Here is a 14,946-nt window from a genome sequence, read left to right on the forward strand (position 1 = left end):
CGCGCCGCGCGCTCGGCGAAAGCTGGCGGACGACCGGCAGGGGAGCTTCGGTTTCTGATGGCCCGGATGCGCAAGAAGGCGGACCTGCCGCAAAAGACCTGCGTCACCTGCGGCCGTCCCTTCGCCTGGCGCCGCAAATGGGCGGCGGTCTGGGACGAGGTGCGCCATTGCTCGGAGCGCTGCCGGCGCGAGGCCAGGCGCCGCTGAGCGGAGCGGCCTGCGGCCGCACGCCATCCGGCGCTTCGCGCGGCCGGGGGCTCCGCCCCCGGACCCCCGGGGTATTTTCCGCAAGAGGAAGGCCGGGGAACGCGGCCGGATCTTGCGGGGCCGCGCGGAGGCCGGGACGGCGCGGCGTCAGGCGGCGTCAGGGCCAGTCAGGACCAAGGTCGGCGCGGGCGCGCTCGATCCAGTGCTCGCGCAGCCAGGGGCAGGGCTTCGACCGGCGGATCAGCGAGCCGCGGTAGCCGTCGACCGCCTCGGGCATCTTGGGCCGGCCGTGGAAGCAGACGACACGGGCGTTTTCCGGCAGGCGCGGCGTGCGCAGCCAGTTCACCGGCGGCAGCCCGAGGCAGTCGTACTTGAAGCTGACCACGAGATCGCCGGGGATGTAGAGGAAATCGCCGCGCTCCATCGCCTTGTGCGAGGTGTAGCGCTGTTCGGAGCCGCGGGCGATCTCGACCTCGGTGAAGGGATTTGCGGCGAGGTCCCGGTAGAGATAGCCGTGCCGCGCGGGGTCGAAGCGGAAGACCGAGCCGTGGCCGGTGGGCCGGCCCTTGCGCGCCTCGGTCCAGTCGTGGCGCATCGCGATCTTTCCGGGCGGCAGGGTCCAGATCGGCTCCAGATCGCCGGTGATCACCACGTCGAGGTCGAAGCCCAGCACCGGCCCCGCGGGATCGGGGATCGCGCCCGGGCGGAAGAGCGAGACCTTGCGCATCGCGCCCTGCCGGTTCGCGCGGGCGAGCGCGCGGTCCATCTCGTCCTGGAAGGGCTCGCGCGGCAGGGGGATCACCTCGACATCGGGGTGAAGCCCCTCGGCGCGCTCGGTCATGCAGAGGAATCGCACGGGACGCGCAAGGTTGCGGCGCACCCCGGAGTAGAGGCGGTTGACATATTCGGGGCCGAAGGCGGTGCCCCACTTGATGCAGGCGACGGTGGCAGTCTGCACGCGGTCTCTCCGGTCGGGATGCGCGCCTGCCTAGACGAGCGACGGCGCCTTGGCCAGTGGTGCGCCTTGGCCTGTGCGGCTTTGCCAGTGCGCCGCCGCCAAGAAGGCCCGCCAGGGCCGATGAGCGCGGCCCGTCTCAGGCTGCGGGCATCCGCCGCTCCACCACCTCGGCCCACCAGGAGCAGCCGGCGGGGATGGTCGCATCGTTGAAATCGTATTCCGGGTGGTGGACCATGGCCGTGTCGCCGTTGCCCACGAGGATGTAGGCGCCCGGCCGTGCCTCGAGCATGTAGGCGAAATCCTCGCCGCCCATGACCTGCGGCGCCTCCGCGCACTCGCCGGACACGGCACGGGCGACCTCCGCCGCGAAGTCCGCCTGTTCGGCGTGGTTCGACATGACGGGGTAGTTGCGGTGGTAGTGCACCTCGACCGTGCCGCCGAAGGTCGTGGCCACCCCTTCGCAGATCGCGCGGATGCGCCGTTCGGCCAGCGCGCGCATCCCGGTCGAGAGCGTGCGCACCGTGCCGCGCAGGTGCACGCCCTGCGGGATCACGTTGAAGGCCTGCGACGAGGTCTGGAAGCTGGTGACCGAGACCACGATCTGGTCCACCGGGTCGGCGTTGCGGCTGGCGATGGTCTGCAGCGCGGTGACCGCGTGGGCCGCCATCACTGTGGTGTCCACGGTGTCGTGCGGCTTGGCGGCATGGCCGCCCACGCCCTGGAATTCGATGTCGAACTCGTCCGTCGCGGCGAAGAACGGGCCGGAGCGGATCGAGAAGCTGCCCACCGGCTTTCCAGGCCAGTTGTGCATGCCGTAGACCTCCTGGATGCCCCAGCGGTCCATCAGCCCGTCGTCGCACATCTCCTTGCCGCCGCCGCCGCCCTCTTCGGCGGGCTGGAAGATCACCACGCAGGTGCCGTCGAAATTGCGCGTCTCGGCCAGGTATTTCGCGGCGCCCAGCAGCATGGCGGTGTGCCCGTCGTGGCCGCAGGCATGCATGGCGCCGGCCGTCTTCGAGGCATGCGGCGCGCCCGTCTGCTCGTGGATCGGCAGCGCGTCCATGTCCGCGCGCAGGCCGATGACGCGGCCCTTGGTATCCGCCTTGCCCCGGATCACGCCCACCACGCCGGTGCGCCCGATCCCCTCGACCACCTCGTCGCAGCCGAAGGCGCGCAGCTTGTCGGCCACGATTTCGGCGGTGCGATAGGTCTCGAACAGGATCTCGGGGTGCTGGTGGAAGTCGCGGCGCCAGGCCGTGATCTCGTCGTGCAGTTCGGCGAATCGGTTCTTGACGGGCATTTCTGTCCTCCTGCGCGCGCCCGCGGCACGGGCGCCTTCCCGGCATGGATAACGCGCGCCGCACGGGATGTCACATGCTGCCGCCGTCCCGGGGGCTGCCGGTCCGAAAAAGGATGCGCCGCCGCGGCGGTCCCGGGGCGGGGCGGCGGGCATTTCGCCCCGGCGCCCCGGCCGCGGAGAAGAGTCTGCGTGGCCTGCGCATGTTGGGAAAACGTTCCGGTCACACCGGCGCACGGCGGCGGCGGTGCGCTTGATCGCGCATGCCCTGCGATGCAACTGGACTGAAATTCCGGTGCGGGGGATGCGACATGTATCAGGATCTTGGCATCGCGGCGCTGAGCGCACCGCAGGCCGCCGTCGTCTTCGGCGTGGCGCTGGGCCTGGCCTTCGGGGTGCTGGCAGAGCGCAGCGGCTTCTGCCTGCGCCGCTCGGTCGTGGCGGGGCCGGAGCGGCGGGCGGCTGCGGGCGTCTGGCTCGCGGCCTTCGCCGCGGCGCTGATCGGCACGCAAGCGGCGGTGGCGCAGGACTGGATTTCCTTCGCCGATCACCGGTTCATGGCAGCCGACCTGCCGGTGATCGCGGTGGTGCTGGGCGGCGGCCTCTTCGGCGCCGGCATGGTCCTGACGCGCGGCTGCATCTCGCGGCTCACGGTGTTGTCGGGCACGGGCAACCTGCGGGCCGCGCTCGTGATGCTGGTCTTCGCGCTGGTTGCCCTTGGCACGATGCGTGGCGTCCTGGTGCCGGCGCGGCTGTGGCTGGGAGAGGCGACCGTCCCGCTGGGGCAGGCCGTCTCGCTCGCGGCGCTGCCGGGCGGCGGGCTGCTCTGGGCCGCTGTCGCGGGACTGGGGGCGCTGCTGGTCGCCGCGCGTTCCGGTGCGGGGCCGCGCGCGCTGACGCTGGGTTTTGCGCTCGGCCTGCTGGTGCCGCTGGGCTGGGTCGGCACCGGGGTGCTTCTGTTCGATGATTTCGATCCCGTGGTCTTCCAGTCGCTGGCCTTCACCTCCGCCTCGGCGGAGACGCTGTTCTGGCTCGCGGCAGCCAGTTCGATCCCGCTGGGCTTCGGGACGGGGCTGGTGGCGGGCACGGTTCTGGGCAGCCTGCTGTCGGCACTGCCGGCGCGGCGCTTTCGCGTGCAGAGCTTCGAGAGCCCGGCGCAGACCGGTCGTTACCTGGCTGGTGCGGCGCTTATGGGCTTCGGCGGCACGCTGGCCGGCGGTTGCACGGTGGGCGCGGGGCTGTCGGGCACGGCGACGCTTTCGGTCGCGGCCTTCCTGGCGCTGGGCGCGATGGTCGCCGGGGGCTGGGCCACGGACCGGGTGCTGAACGGGGCACGCGCCGGGCAGGGGGCGCACCGCGCGCAACCGGCAGAATAGGCCTGTCGGCGCGGCAAACGGCGCCGTCAGTCGATCCGGACCCGGATGCGCCGGATCGCAAGGAACACGATCGCCACGACCGGCAGGGTTATGCCGGCGGTGACGATGCCCTTGCTCACGCCCAGCGGTTCGGCCATGGGGTAAAGCAGATAACCCAGCAGCGAGACGGCGTAGTAGCTTATCGCCACGACCGAGAAGCCCTCGACCGTCTTCTGCAGCCTCAGTTGCAGGTCCGCGCGGCGGTCCATGCTTTCCAGCAGCGCCTGGTTCTGGGCGCTGCGCGCCACGTCCACCCGCGTGCGCAGCAAATCGCCCGCCCGCATCGCCCGATCCGCCATCGTCTGCAGCCGGGCCTGCGTGGATTTCACCGTGCGCATCGCGGGGTCGAACCGGCGCATCATGAACTCGTCGAAGGTCTGCCGCCCTTCGAAGTGTTCCTCGCGCATCACCTCGATCCGCTGGTGCACGATCGCCTCGTAGGCCGCCGTCGCGCCGAAGCGGAACGACGACTGCGCCGAAAGCGATTCGAGCTCTGCGGAAACCGCGAGCAGCGCCTGCAGCGTCTCTTCGGCGGGCGCCGCGCGGTCGGTCATCCCGGACATCAGGCGCGAGAGTTCCTTGTCGATCTCGCCCATCCGCGGCGCAAGCGCCTTGACCCGCTGGAACCCCAGCATCGCCATGGTCTTGTAGGTTTCGACCTCGGCCAGCCGCTGCACGATGCGGCCGATGCGCCGCCGGCCCGTCGCTTCGCCGGCGAAGATGGCGAAACGCATGTGCCCCGCCGGGTCGATGCGAAAATCGCCCGCCACCACGGCGCAGTCGTCCTGGACCCGGCTGACGGCCACGCTTTCCGAGACGAACCACTCGCAGATCCGCTCCGCGACGGTCTCGTGCGCGGGCCGCTGTTCGATCCGGATCAGGGCCGAGGTGATCCGCTGCCCCGGCGCCGCATCGAGCCAGTCTTCGGGGAACACGCCGAAATCGTCGGGGTCGAAGGGCTTGGCCCCCGGCCCGTCGAGAAAGACGGTGTAGGTGACGAACTCGGTATGACTTTCCCATTTCAGCCGATGCTTGCCGATCTGCCCGGACCAGTGCGTCGCACCTGGCTTTGGGTGGTCGGTGCCATGCCGGTCGAGCAGCGTGATCAGATGGGCGAGATCGTCCTGCCAGTCATGGCTCTCGGCCTCTTCCGGACGCTTGATGGCGAGATAGACCGCCCGTCCCGGCGCGGAGACCGCGGGGAAGGGGCGCGCGTGCAGCTCGTTGGCCAGCTGATAGCGAAGGGGGTGGTCGGCAATGGGCGGCATGGCGGTCTCCGAATGGCGGGGAGGTAATGCTGCGCTGCAGAAAAGTAAAGGGGAATACCCTGCCAACTCATGGGGTTAGGCGTGTGCGACGGTATGCTGCGCCGGCTGTCCAGCGCCAACCCCATGGTGCGGAACGACAAAGGGCGCCGCGCGTGGCGGCGCCCCTGTGCATTCACGGCCGCCGGCCTGCCTAATCGATGAGCGACAAGAGCCTGGTCAGGCTCTCCTTGGCGTCGCCATAGAACATCCGCGTGTTCTCCTTGAAGAAGAGCGGGTTCTCGATGCCGGAATAGCCCGTGCCCTGGCCGCGCTTGGAGACGAAGACCTGCTTTGCCTTCCAGACCTCCAGCACCGGCATCCCGGCGATGGGGCTGTTGGGATCGTCCTGTGCCGCCGGGTTCACGATGTCGTTCGAGCCGATCACGATCACCACGTCGGTGTCGGGGAAATCGTCGTTGATCTCCTCCATCTCCAGCACGATGTCGTAGGGCACCTTGGCCTCTGCCAGCAGCACGTTCATGTGACCGGGCAGCCGGCCCGCCACCGGGTGGATGGCAAAGCGCACCTCCTTGCCCTTGGCGCGCAGCTTGCGGGTCAGTTCGCTCACCGCCTGCTGGGCCTGCGCCACGGCCATGCCGTAGCCCGGCACGATGACGACGCTGTCGGCGTCCTCGAGCGCCGCGGCAACGCCCTCGGCGTCGATGGCGACCTGTTCGCCCTCGATATCCGCCGCGGGCCCCTGGCTGCCGCCGAAGCCGCCGAGGATCACGTTGATGAACTTGCGGTTCATCGCCTTGCACATGATGTAGCTGAGGATCGCACCCGAGGAGCCCACCAGCGCGCCGGTGACGATCAGCAGGTCGTTCGAGAGCGTGAAGCCGATGGCCGCCGCCGCCCAGCCCGAGTAGCTGTTCAGCATCGAGACGACCACGGGCATGTCCGCCCCGCCGATCCCCATGATCAGGTGGTAGCCGATGAAGAAGGCCAGCGCGGCGATCGCCAGCAGCGAGATCACCGAGACGGTGCCGCTGCTCGTCGTCAGGTAGACGATGGCAAGCAGCAGCGAGCCCGCTGCCGCCGCCGCGTTCAGCATGTGACCGCCCGGCAGTTGCCTGGGCTTGCCGTCCACCTTGCCGGCCAGCTTGCCGAAGGCGATGATCGAGCCGGTGAAGGTCACGGCACCGATGAAGACGCCGAGCACCACCTCGATCTGAAGGAACACGACCTCGGGGCCGGTCTTGGTGGCGACCTTGGCCGCGAAGGCGGAAAAGCCCTCGACCAGCTCTGCCGGCGGCGTCACGCCTTCGGGGTTGGGAAAGCGCACGCCCGCGTCCTCGAAGGCGGCGGCGACGCGCAGGCGCGCGGTCTCGGCGTTGATGCCCACGAAGACCGCGGCCAGACCCACGAAGGAGTGCAGCGCGGCCACGAGCTGGGGCATTTCCGTCATGTCGACCTTGGAGGCCACATAGACGCCGATCACCGCGCCCACGATCATCATCGGGATCATCAGCCAGAAGGTGCCGATCCCGGGCCCGAGCGCGGTGAAGACCACCGCGAGCGCCATGCCGACGATTCCGTACCAGACCGCGCGCTTGGCGTTCTCCTGGTTCGAAAGCCCCCCCAGCGAGAGGATGAAGAGGACGCTCGCGGCGATGGCCGCGGCGGTGACGAACTGTTCTCCGACCATTGTCCTGCCTGTCCCCCGCTCAGGATTTCTGGAACATGGCGAGCATCCGGCGCGTGACCAGGAAGCCCCCCACGATGTTGATTGTGGCGATCAGCACCGAGATCGCGGCCAGCGTCACCACCAGCCAGTTGCCCGAGCCGATCTGCAGGATCGCGCCAAGGACGATGATCCCGGAGATCGCGTTGGTGACCGCCATGAGCGGCGTGTGCAGCGCATGGTTGACGTTCCAGATCACCTGGAAGCCCACGAAGCAGGCCAGCACGAAGACGATGAAGTGCTGCATGAAGCTTGCCGGCGCGACAAGGCCCAGAAGGCCCATCAGCACGATGCCCCCGCCCAGCAGCATGACCTGGCTGCGGGTCTGCGCCCGGAAGGCCGCGACCTCCTGCGCGCGCTTCTCCTCGGGCGTCAGCTCCTTGGGCTTTTCCTTGGGCTTCTGCGCCGCGATCGCCTGCACCTTGGGCGGCGGCGGCGGGAAGGTGACCTCGCCGCCATGCGCGACGGTCGCGCCGCGGATCACGTCGTCCTCCATGTCGTGGTTGACCGCGCCGTCCTTCTCGGGCGTCAGGTCGGTCAGGAGGTGTCTGACGTTGGTGGCGTAGAGCGTCGAGCTCTGCGTCGCCATCCGGCTGGGGAAGTCGGTGTAGCCGACGATCGTCACGCCGTTGTCGGTGACGATCTTCTCGTCCTTCACCGTGAGCTTGCAGTTGCCGCCGCGCTCGGCGGCGAGGTCCACGATCACCGAGCCGGGCTTCATGGCCTTTACCATGTCCTCGGTCCAGAGCTCCGGCGCCTCGCGGTTGGGGATGAGCGCGGTGGTGATGACGATGTCGATGTCCGGCGCCAGCTCGCGGAACTTGGCAAGCTGTGCCTCGCGGAACTCGGGGGACGAGGGCTTGGCGTAGCCGCCGGAGGCCGAGCCGTCCTCGAGCTCTTCCTCGAAGTCGAGATAGACGAACTCCGCGCCCATCGATTCGACCTGCTCGGCCACTTCGGGGCGCACGTCGAAGGCGTAGGTGATCGCGCCGAGGCTTGTCGAAGTGCCGATGGCGGCAAGGCCCGCCACGCCCGCGCCCACCACGAGCACCTTGGCCGGGGGCACCTTGCCCGCCGCCGTCACCTGCCCGGTGAAGAAGCGGCCGAAGTTGTTGCCCGCCTCGATCACCGCGCGGTAGCCGGCGATGTTGGCCATCGAGCTCAGCGCGTCCATCTTCTGCGCGCGGCTGATGCGCGGGACCATGTCCATCGCGATGACGCTGGCACCCTTGTCGGCCAGCGCCTTCATGTGATCCTCGTTCGAGGCCGGGTAGAAGAACGAGATCAGGAGCTGCCCCTCGCGCGTGCGCTCGACCTCGGCGTCGGTGGGCGGGCGGACCTTGGCTACCACGTCGGCCTGCGTCCAGAGCGCCTCGGCGTCGGGCACGACGGTCACGCCAGCCTCTTCGTAGGCGCTGTCGTTGAAGCCCGCGCGCGCGCCGGCGCCGGCCTCGATCAGGCAGTCGTGGCCCAGCTTCTGCAGGTCGCGCGCGCTTTGCGGCGTCATGGCGACGCGCGCCTCGCCCTCCATCACTTCCTTCGGCGTTCCGATCTTCACCGGTCTCGTCCCCCCGCGTTGACGGGCCCGCTGGCCCTGGGCTTCCTCTCCAACGTGCGACCCCTAGCGTCAAGGCCGCGGCTTCACAAGGCGCGTGCGGACCCAGGGGCCCGCGCGCGCCGCCTTTTTGCTATATCCAGCGCCGCACCCGGCGCTCGTAGCGCGCGAAATCGGCGCGGAAGGTCCGGCGCAAGCGATCCTCCTCGGGCAGAACGAAGCGCCGCTCGAGAACCCACAGAAGAAGCGGCACCAGCGCGAGCGACGGCACCGCGTCCCAGTAGAGCGCCAGGCCGGCAAGGATCATGAGGTCGGCCAGGTAGATCGGATTGCGCGTGCGGCCATAGACGCCGGTCGTGATCATTTCCGAGGGCTGCCTGTGCGGCACGATGGTGGTGCGGGCGCGCCGGAACTCGGCCGCGGCAAAGGCGATCAGCACGAGCCCGCCGCCCACGAGCAGCCCGCCGGCCAGATCGGCCCATCCGCCGCCGAACGACAACCCGAGCGGCAGCCACCGCGCCTGCGCCCAGGCGAGCGCCAGCGCGCCGGCCAGCCAGACGGGCGGCAGATCGAGCCACCTCAGCACGACGGGCAAGCCTGCGAATTTTCGCCCGAAAATTCGCAGGCGGTTTGCTTGGTGCCGGAAGAATTTTCGATCGAAAATTCTTCGGATCTGGTGCGCGTGTTCATCGGCGGCCTCCTGTCCTGCAGTCCTGATTTCGCGCCCCGCGCGATTCGGGAAGGGGCCGTATCGTCGCGCCGCGCTTGCGACCGGGTGCGCGCCCGCTAAGGTCGCCGCAAAGGGAGGACGCGATGACATTGCAGGGAAAGCACGCGCTGGTGACCGGGGGCGGCACGGGTATCGGGCTGGCGATCGCGCGGGCGCTGGCCGGGCAGGGGGCCGAGGTCACGATCACCGGCCGCCGCCGCGAGGTGCTGGAACAGGCCGCGGGGTCCGGCCTGCACGCGCTGAGTATGGACGTGACCGACGAGGCGCAGGTGGTGGACGGCATCGCGGCCGCGGTCGAGGCGCGGGGTCCCGTGCAGGTCTGCGTTGCCAACGCCGGCATCGCCGAGGGGCGGTCGCTGCACAAGACCGACACGGACTTCTGGCGGCGGATGATGGCCACCAATCTCGACGGCGCCTTCCTGACGATCCGCGAATCGCTGAGGGGCATGGTGGGCACCGATTGGGGCCGGGTTCTGGCGGTGTCATCCATCGCCGGCCTGAAGGGGCTGAAGGGCGCGCCGGCCTATACCGCGTCGAAGCACGGCATGATCGGGCTGATCCGCGCGCTGGCCGAGGACTTCGTGGGCAAGCCCGTCACCTTCAACGCCATCTGCCCGGCCTATACCGACACCGACATCGTCACGCGCAACACGCGCTCCATCGCCGAGCGGGCGGGCGTGGACGCCGACCGCGCCTTCCGGATGATGGTCAGCATGAACCGTCACGGCCGGCTGATCGCGCCGGAGGAGGTCGCGGCCGCCGCGCTCTGGCTCTGCGGGCCGGGATCGGAAAGCGTGAACGGCCAGTGCATCGAGATCGCCGGCGGGCAGATCTGAGCCGCCTGACGCGGCGAGAAGGGGGGCTGTCTGCCCCCCTCGCGCCCGTGCCGGGCGCTCACCCCCCGAGGGTATTTCCGGCAAGAGGACGGACCTGTCTGCTGTGCCCGGCCCATCTGGACGCCCGCGGTGGATGGCACTAGGCTCTCCGCCAATCCCCGGGGAGAGTTGCATGACCGATTTCGCCGCCACCAAGGCCCGTTTCCACCTGCCCGAGGGGCTGATCTACCTCGACGGCAACTCGCTGGGGCCGCTGCCCCTGGATGCGCCGGCGAAAATGGACGCGGTGATGCGCGGCGAATGGGGCGAGATGCTGATCACCGGCTGGAACCGGGCGGGCTGGATGGAGCGGCCACAGTCGATCGGCGACCGGATCGGGCGGCTGATCGGGGCGGAGCCCGGACATGTGGTGCTGGGCGACACGCTGTCGATCAAGGTCTACCAGGCGCTGGCCGCCGCTCTGGAGATGCGGCCCGACCGCCGGGTGGTGCTGTCTGACACCGGCAACTTCCCCTCGGATCTCTACATGGCAGAGGGCCTTCTGGGGATGCTGGGCGAGGGCTACGAGCTGCGCGTGGTCGAGCCCGCGGAGGTGGCCCGGCATATCACCGAGGAGGTCGCGGTCACGCTGATCACCGAGGTGGACTATCGCACCGGGCGGCTGCACGACATGCGCGCGCTCACGAGGAAGGCGCATTCGGTGGGCGCGCTCACGGTCTGGGACCTGGCGCACACGGCAGGCGCGACCGAGGTGGACGTCGCCGGCTGCGGCGCGGATTTCGCGGTGGGCTGCACCTACAAGTATCTCAACGGGGGACCCGGCGCCCCGGCCTTCATCTATGTGGCGCCCCGGCATGCGGACCGGGCGCGCCCGGCGCTCTCGGGCTGGCTGGGCCATGCGGCGCCCTTCGACTTCGAGCCGTCCTACCGCCCGGCGCGCGGGATCGAGCGGATGCGGGTGGGCACGCCGCCGATCCTGGCGCTGGCGGCGCTTGAGGCTGCGCTCGACGTCTGGGAGATGACCGACATGGCCGCGGTGCGGGCCAGATCGCTGGAGCTGACCGGTCTCTTCATCGAGGAGGTCGAGGCGCGCTGCCCGGAACTGGTGCTGGCCACCCCGCGCGCGCCGGCCGAGCGCGGCAGCCAGGTCTCCTTCCGCTTCCACGAAGGCCATGCCGCGATGCAGGCGCTGATCGCGCGGGGCGTGATCGGAGACTTCCGCGCGCCGGACATCATGCGCTTCGGCTTCACGCCGCTTTTCATCGACGAGGGCGACGTGGTGCGCGCGGCGGGGATCATGGGCGAGGTCTTCGAGGGGCGGCTCTGGGACGACGCGGCCTATCGCAAGCGGGGCCGCGTGACCTGATGGCGCTGCGCGTGCCCCTCTGCCGGCCCGCGGGCTGGGTGGCGGCCTGGCGCCGGATGGTGGCGATCGCAAGCCTCGACGGGTGACGCGCGGGCCTTTCGCCCCGCCGTTCCCCGTTCGAGGAGATAGCAAGATGTCCGATCCCTACGACCCTGCCCGCGAAGGCGCGCAGATGGCCTTCGACGGCCGCATGTCCTACGGCGACTACCTGCGGCTCGACGCGATCCTGGGCGCGCAGCACCGCCTGTCGGACGCGCACGACGAGATGCTCTTCATCATCCAGCACCAGACCTCGGAGCTCTGGATGCGGCTTGCGCTGCACGAACTGGGCGCGGCGCGCGAGGAACTGGTCCGGGGCAGCGCGCGCCCGGCCTTCAAGATGCTGACGCGGGTGGCGCGGATCTTCGAGCAGCTCAATTCGGCCTGGGACGTGCTGCGCACGATGACGCCCGCGGACTACACGCGCTTCCGCGACGCGTTGGGGCAGAGCTCGGGCTTTCAGTCGCACCAGTACCGGCAGATCGAGTTCGTGCTGGGCAACCGCAACCCGGCGATGCTGCGCCCGCATGCGCACCGGCCGGAGATCCATGCGGAGCTTCGCGCGGAACTGGCGCGGCCCTCGCTCTATGACGTGGCGCTGCGGCGCCTGCACGACGGCGGCCATGCCGTGCCGGAGGCGGTGCTGAAGCGGGACCTGTCGCGCCCGCATGCGGCCGACGACGGGGTGATGGCCGCCTGGACGGCGGTCTATCGCGCGCCGGAGGCGAACTGGGAACTTTACGAGCTGGCCGAGAAGCTGGTGGATCTGGAGGACTATTTCCGCCGCTGGCGGTTCAACCATGTCACGACGGTGGAGCGTGTGATCGGTTTCAAGCGCGGGACCGGCGGGACCGGCGGCGTGCGCTATCTGAAGCGGATGCTGGAGGTGGAGCTGTTTCCCGAGCTCTGGCATCTGCGCACGGCGCTTTGAGCCTGCGGCGCGCGCAGCGCGTTCCGTCGGCGTATTCGCGATCCTGGTCCGGATCGGTATCCTCGGCCCTTTGCGCCGCGACGTGGCGCATGGCACGGCGGCGGAAGAAATCGTATTGCGCATGCCCGTGACCGGCGAAGCGATGCGGCGTGAAGCGCGCGATCTTCCGGCTCTGCATCCTTCGGCTCTGCCTCTCGGGCGTGGCGCAGGCGAGGAGGATCCGCGTCGCGGCCCCGGGTGGAGACTCAGGCGCGCTTCGCCACCGGCGCGGCACGGCGGTCGGCGGCAAAGGCGCGCACCGCTGCGCCGAAGGCCTCGAAAAGCGGGCGCGAGACGGGATCGTTCGCCGCATCCCATTCGGGATGCCATTGCACGGCCAGCGTGAAGCCCGGCGCGCCCGCGACATAGGCGGCCTCGGGCGTGCCGTCGTCCGCCCACCCGTCGATCACGAAGCGCTGGCCGGGGCGCTTGACCCCCTGTCCGTGCAGCGTGTTGGTCATCACTTCCCTTGCGCCCATGAGGCGGTGGAAGGGGCCGTTCTCGGAAAAGCGCACCTTGTGGCGCAGGGCGAATTTCTCTTCCAGCGTGCCGTCCGGCGGCATCCGGTGGTTCATCCGGCCATCGAGTTCGCGGATTTCCGGGTAGAGCGAGCCGCCCATCGCGACGTTGACCTCCTGGAACCCGCGGCAGATGCCGAGGAACGGCTGTCCGCGCGCCACGCAGGCGCGCACCAGCGGCAGCGCGATGGCGTCGCGGGCGCGGTCGAAGGCGCCGTGTTTTTCCGTCTCTTCCTCGCCGTATTCCTCGGGGTGGACGTTGGGCCGGCCGCCGGTCAGCACGAATCCGTCGCAGACCTCCATCAACTCGTCGACCGAGACGATGCGCGGATCGGAGGGGATGACCAGCGGCAGGCAGCCCGCGACCTGGCTCACCGCCTCCGAGTTCATCGTGCCGCCCGCGTGGGTCGGATACTGATCGTTGATCAGATACTGATTGCCGATGATGCCGACGACGGGCCGCGCCATGTCTCTCCCCGCTCTCGTTCTGCCCGAAGATAGGCTCCGCCGCCCGGATGCGAAAGGGGCGTTGGCGCAGGCCCGATCCGGCGGGAACTCCCGAACGGTGCCTTCCGCGGTATCGATCAGCACGAAGCTGTCGAAACGGGCGGACCGCGGCGTGCGTCCGGGGCGCGCGGTCTCGCGCGCGCCGGTCCGGGTCATGCGCCCGGCCGCGGCGCGATCCGGCCAGAGACAGATGCGCGCGACCGTGCCGTCCTGCGAAGGGTTCGCGGATCGGGCCGGGGTCCCGCGCGCCGTTTCGCCCCGGTCGAGCGCGCCTTTCCCATGAACTCCGCGTCGCGGTCCGCGTCGGAAAAGCGCGCCGGGAGCGCCCGAAGCTGGCGATCCAGGGAAAATCGCCGCCTTCAGCCTCCCGTGTGGCTCATGTGGCGCGAAACCTGCCCGTCGGCGCGCTGGCGCGAATAGTCGAAGTCGTGCCCCTTGGGCTTGCGGTCGATCGCGGCGCGGATCGCGGCCTCGAGGGGCGCGTCGCTGTCGGGGTTGTTGCGCAGCGGCGCGCGCAGGTCGGCCATGTCCTCCTGCCCCAGGCACATGTAAAGCTCGCCCGTGCAGGTCAGGCGCACTCGGTTGCAGCTTTCGCAGAAATTATGCGTGAGCGGGGTTATGAACCCGATGCGCTGTCCGGTCTCCTGCAGGCGGACGTAGCGCGCCGGGCCGCCCGAGCGCTCGGGCGTGTCGATCAGCGTGTAGCGCTCGGCGAGCCGGGCGCGCAGGTCCGAAAGCGCCCAGTATTGTCCCACGCGATCCTCGTTGCCCAGATCGCCCATCGGCATGACCTCGATCCAGGTGAGATCCATGTCGTGCGCCGCGCACCATTCGGTCAGCGTGAAAAGCTCGTCCTCGTTGAAAGCCCTGAGCGCCACCGCGTTGATCTTGACGCGCAGGCCGGCCTCGCGCGCCGCGCGGATGCCGTCCAGCACCTGCGGCAGCCGGCCCCAGCGGGTGACGCGGGCGAACTTGTCGGCGTCGAGCGTGTCGAGCGAGACATTCACGCGGCGCACGCCTGCGGCGTGCAGCCGGTCGGCGAAACGGGCGAGCTGCGAGCCGTTGGTCGTCAGCGTCAGCTCCTTCAGCGCGCCGGTGTCCAGGTGCCGGCCCATCCGCTCGAAGAAGGTCATGATGTCGCGCCGCACCAGCGGCTCGCCGCCGGTGATCCGCAGCTTTTCCACCCCCAGCCGCACGAAGGCGGTGCAGAGGCGGTCGAGCTCTTCCAGCGTCAGAAGCTCCTTTTTCGGCAGGAAAGTCATGTTCTCCGCCATGCAATAGACGCAGCGGAAATCGCAGCGGTCGGTGACGGAGACCCGCAGGTAGCGGATCGCGCGCTGAAAGGGATCAACAAGCGGTGCGGTCATGGACGCAACCTAGGCTCGTGGCGGAATCGCGGCAAGGGGGAACGGCGTTGCGATGCGGCGCGCGGGCGCATAGGGTCTGACGCATGAAACGGATCACGGCATTTGCGCTTTTCGCCCTGCTTTCCGCCTGCGCCGCACAGACCGAGCGCCCGCAGCCGGATCCGGACGAGGGCCAGACCCGGCCACAGGC

At 69.7% G+C, this 14,946-nt stretch carries 13 protein-coding genes; 5 read left to right on the forward strand and 8 right to left on the reverse strand.

All coding sequences use genetic code 11. The features are described from left to right. Positions 1-207 (forward strand): DUF2256 domain-containing protein (locus tag ACLFOB_RS10155; protein WP_410926007.1); only part of this gene is annotated, 207 nt, incomplete at its 5' end. Positions 208-364: 157 nt separating this feature from the next. Here the strand turns inward: ACLFOB_RS10155 and ACLFOB_RS10160 are convergent. Further along, positions 365-1,165, reverse strand: coding sequence for a glycosyl transferase (locus ACLFOB_RS10160; protein ID WP_410916770.1), 801 nt, complete (start codon positions 1,163-1,165; stop codon positions 365-367). Between the two features lie 136 nt (positions 1,166-1,301). Continuing rightward, positions 1,302-2,465, reverse strand: coding sequence for a M20 aminoacylase family protein (locus ACLFOB_RS10165; protein ID WP_410926008.1), 1,164 nt, complete (start codon positions 2,463-2,465; stop codon positions 1,302-1,304). 308 nt (positions 2,466-2,773) lie between these two features. On the opposite strand from ACLFOB_RS10165, the gene ACLFOB_RS10170 reads away from it, so the two are divergent. Further along, positions 2,774-3,838 carry a YeeE/YedE family protein gene (locus tag ACLFOB_RS10170; RefSeq protein ID WP_410926009.1) on the forward strand — a complete coding sequence of 355 codons (1,065 nt, stop codon included), beginning with the start codon at positions 2,774-2,776 and terminating at the stop codon, positions 3,836-3,838. Positions 3,839-3,864: 26 nt separating this feature from the next. Here the strand turns inward: ACLFOB_RS10170 and ACLFOB_RS10175 are convergent, their stop codons facing one another. From ACLFOB_RS10175 to ACLFOB_RS10190, 4 genes are all read right to left on the reverse strand, one after another. Continuing rightward, positions 3,865-5,145: a DUF3422 family protein gene (locus tag ACLFOB_RS10175; protein ID WP_410916767.1), complete on the reverse strand. Its 1,281-nt coding sequence runs from the start codon at positions 5,143-5,145 to the stop codon at positions 3,865-3,867. A 190-nt stretch (positions 5,146-5,335) separates the two neighbouring features. Further along, positions 5,336-6,832 (reverse strand): NAD(P)(+) transhydrogenase (Re/Si-specific) subunit beta, encoded by a 1,497-nt coding sequence (locus tag ACLFOB_RS10180; protein WP_410916766.1) that lies wholly within the window; start codon positions 6,830-6,832, stop codon positions 5,336-5,338. Between the two features lie 19 nt (positions 6,833-6,851). Beyond that, positions 6,852-8,426: a Re/Si-specific NAD(P)(+) transhydrogenase subunit alpha gene (locus tag ACLFOB_RS10185; protein ID WP_410916765.1), complete on the reverse strand. Its 1,575-nt coding sequence runs from the start codon at positions 8,424-8,426 to the stop codon at positions 6,852-6,854. 130 nt (positions 8,427-8,556) lie between these two features. Beyond that, positions 8,557-9,006, reverse strand: a complete 450-nt coding sequence (locus tag ACLFOB_RS10190) for a methyltransferase family protein (protein WP_410916772.1) — start codon at positions 9,004-9,006, stop codon at positions 8,557-8,559. Between the two features lie 230 nt (positions 9,007-9,236). Between ACLFOB_RS10190 and ACLFOB_RS10195 the strand changes: the two genes are divergently transcribed. The 3 genes from ACLFOB_RS10195 to kynA all read left to right on the forward strand — a co-directional run bounded on the left by ACLFOB_RS10195 (position 9,237) and on the right by kynA (position 12,325). Further along, positions 9,237-9,989, forward strand: a complete 753-nt coding sequence (locus tag ACLFOB_RS10195) for an SDR family NAD(P)-dependent oxidoreductase (protein ID WP_410926010.1) — start codon at positions 9,237-9,239, stop codon at positions 9,987-9,989. Positions 9,990-10,161: 172 nt separating this feature from the next. Next, complete coding sequence (kynU, locus tag ACLFOB_RS10200) at positions 10,162-11,355, forward strand: kynureninase (protein WP_410926011.1); 1,194 nt, start codon at positions 10,162-10,164, stop codon at positions 11,353-11,355. Between the two features lie 133 nt (positions 11,356-11,488). Then, positions 11,489-12,325, forward strand: a complete 837-nt coding sequence (gene kynA, locus ACLFOB_RS10205) for a tryptophan 2,3-dioxygenase (RefSeq protein ID WP_410926012.1) — start codon at positions 11,489-11,491, stop codon at positions 12,323-12,325. Between the two features lie 245 nt (positions 12,326-12,570). Here kynA and ACLFOB_RS10210 read toward each other — a convergent pair whose 3' ends face one another. Then, positions 12,571-13,350, reverse strand: coding sequence for a gamma-glutamyl-gamma-aminobutyrate hydrolase family protein (locus ACLFOB_RS10210; protein WP_410918515.1), 780 nt, complete (start codon positions 13,348-13,350; stop codon positions 12,571-12,573). Between the two features lie 398 nt (positions 13,351-13,748). Beyond that, complete coding sequence (moaA, locus tag ACLFOB_RS10215) at positions 13,749-14,756, reverse strand: GTP 3',8-cyclase MoaA (protein ID WP_410926013.1); 1,008 nt, start codon at positions 14,754-14,756, stop codon at positions 13,749-13,751. Between the last annotated feature and the right edge of the window lie 190 nt (positions 14,757-14,946).

Origin of the sequence: Rhodosalinus sp. (assembly GCF_046542825.1) — a bacterium.
Taxonomy (GTDB): Bacteria; Pseudomonadota; Alphaproteobacteria; order Rhodobacterales; family Rhodobacteraceae; genus Rhodosalinus.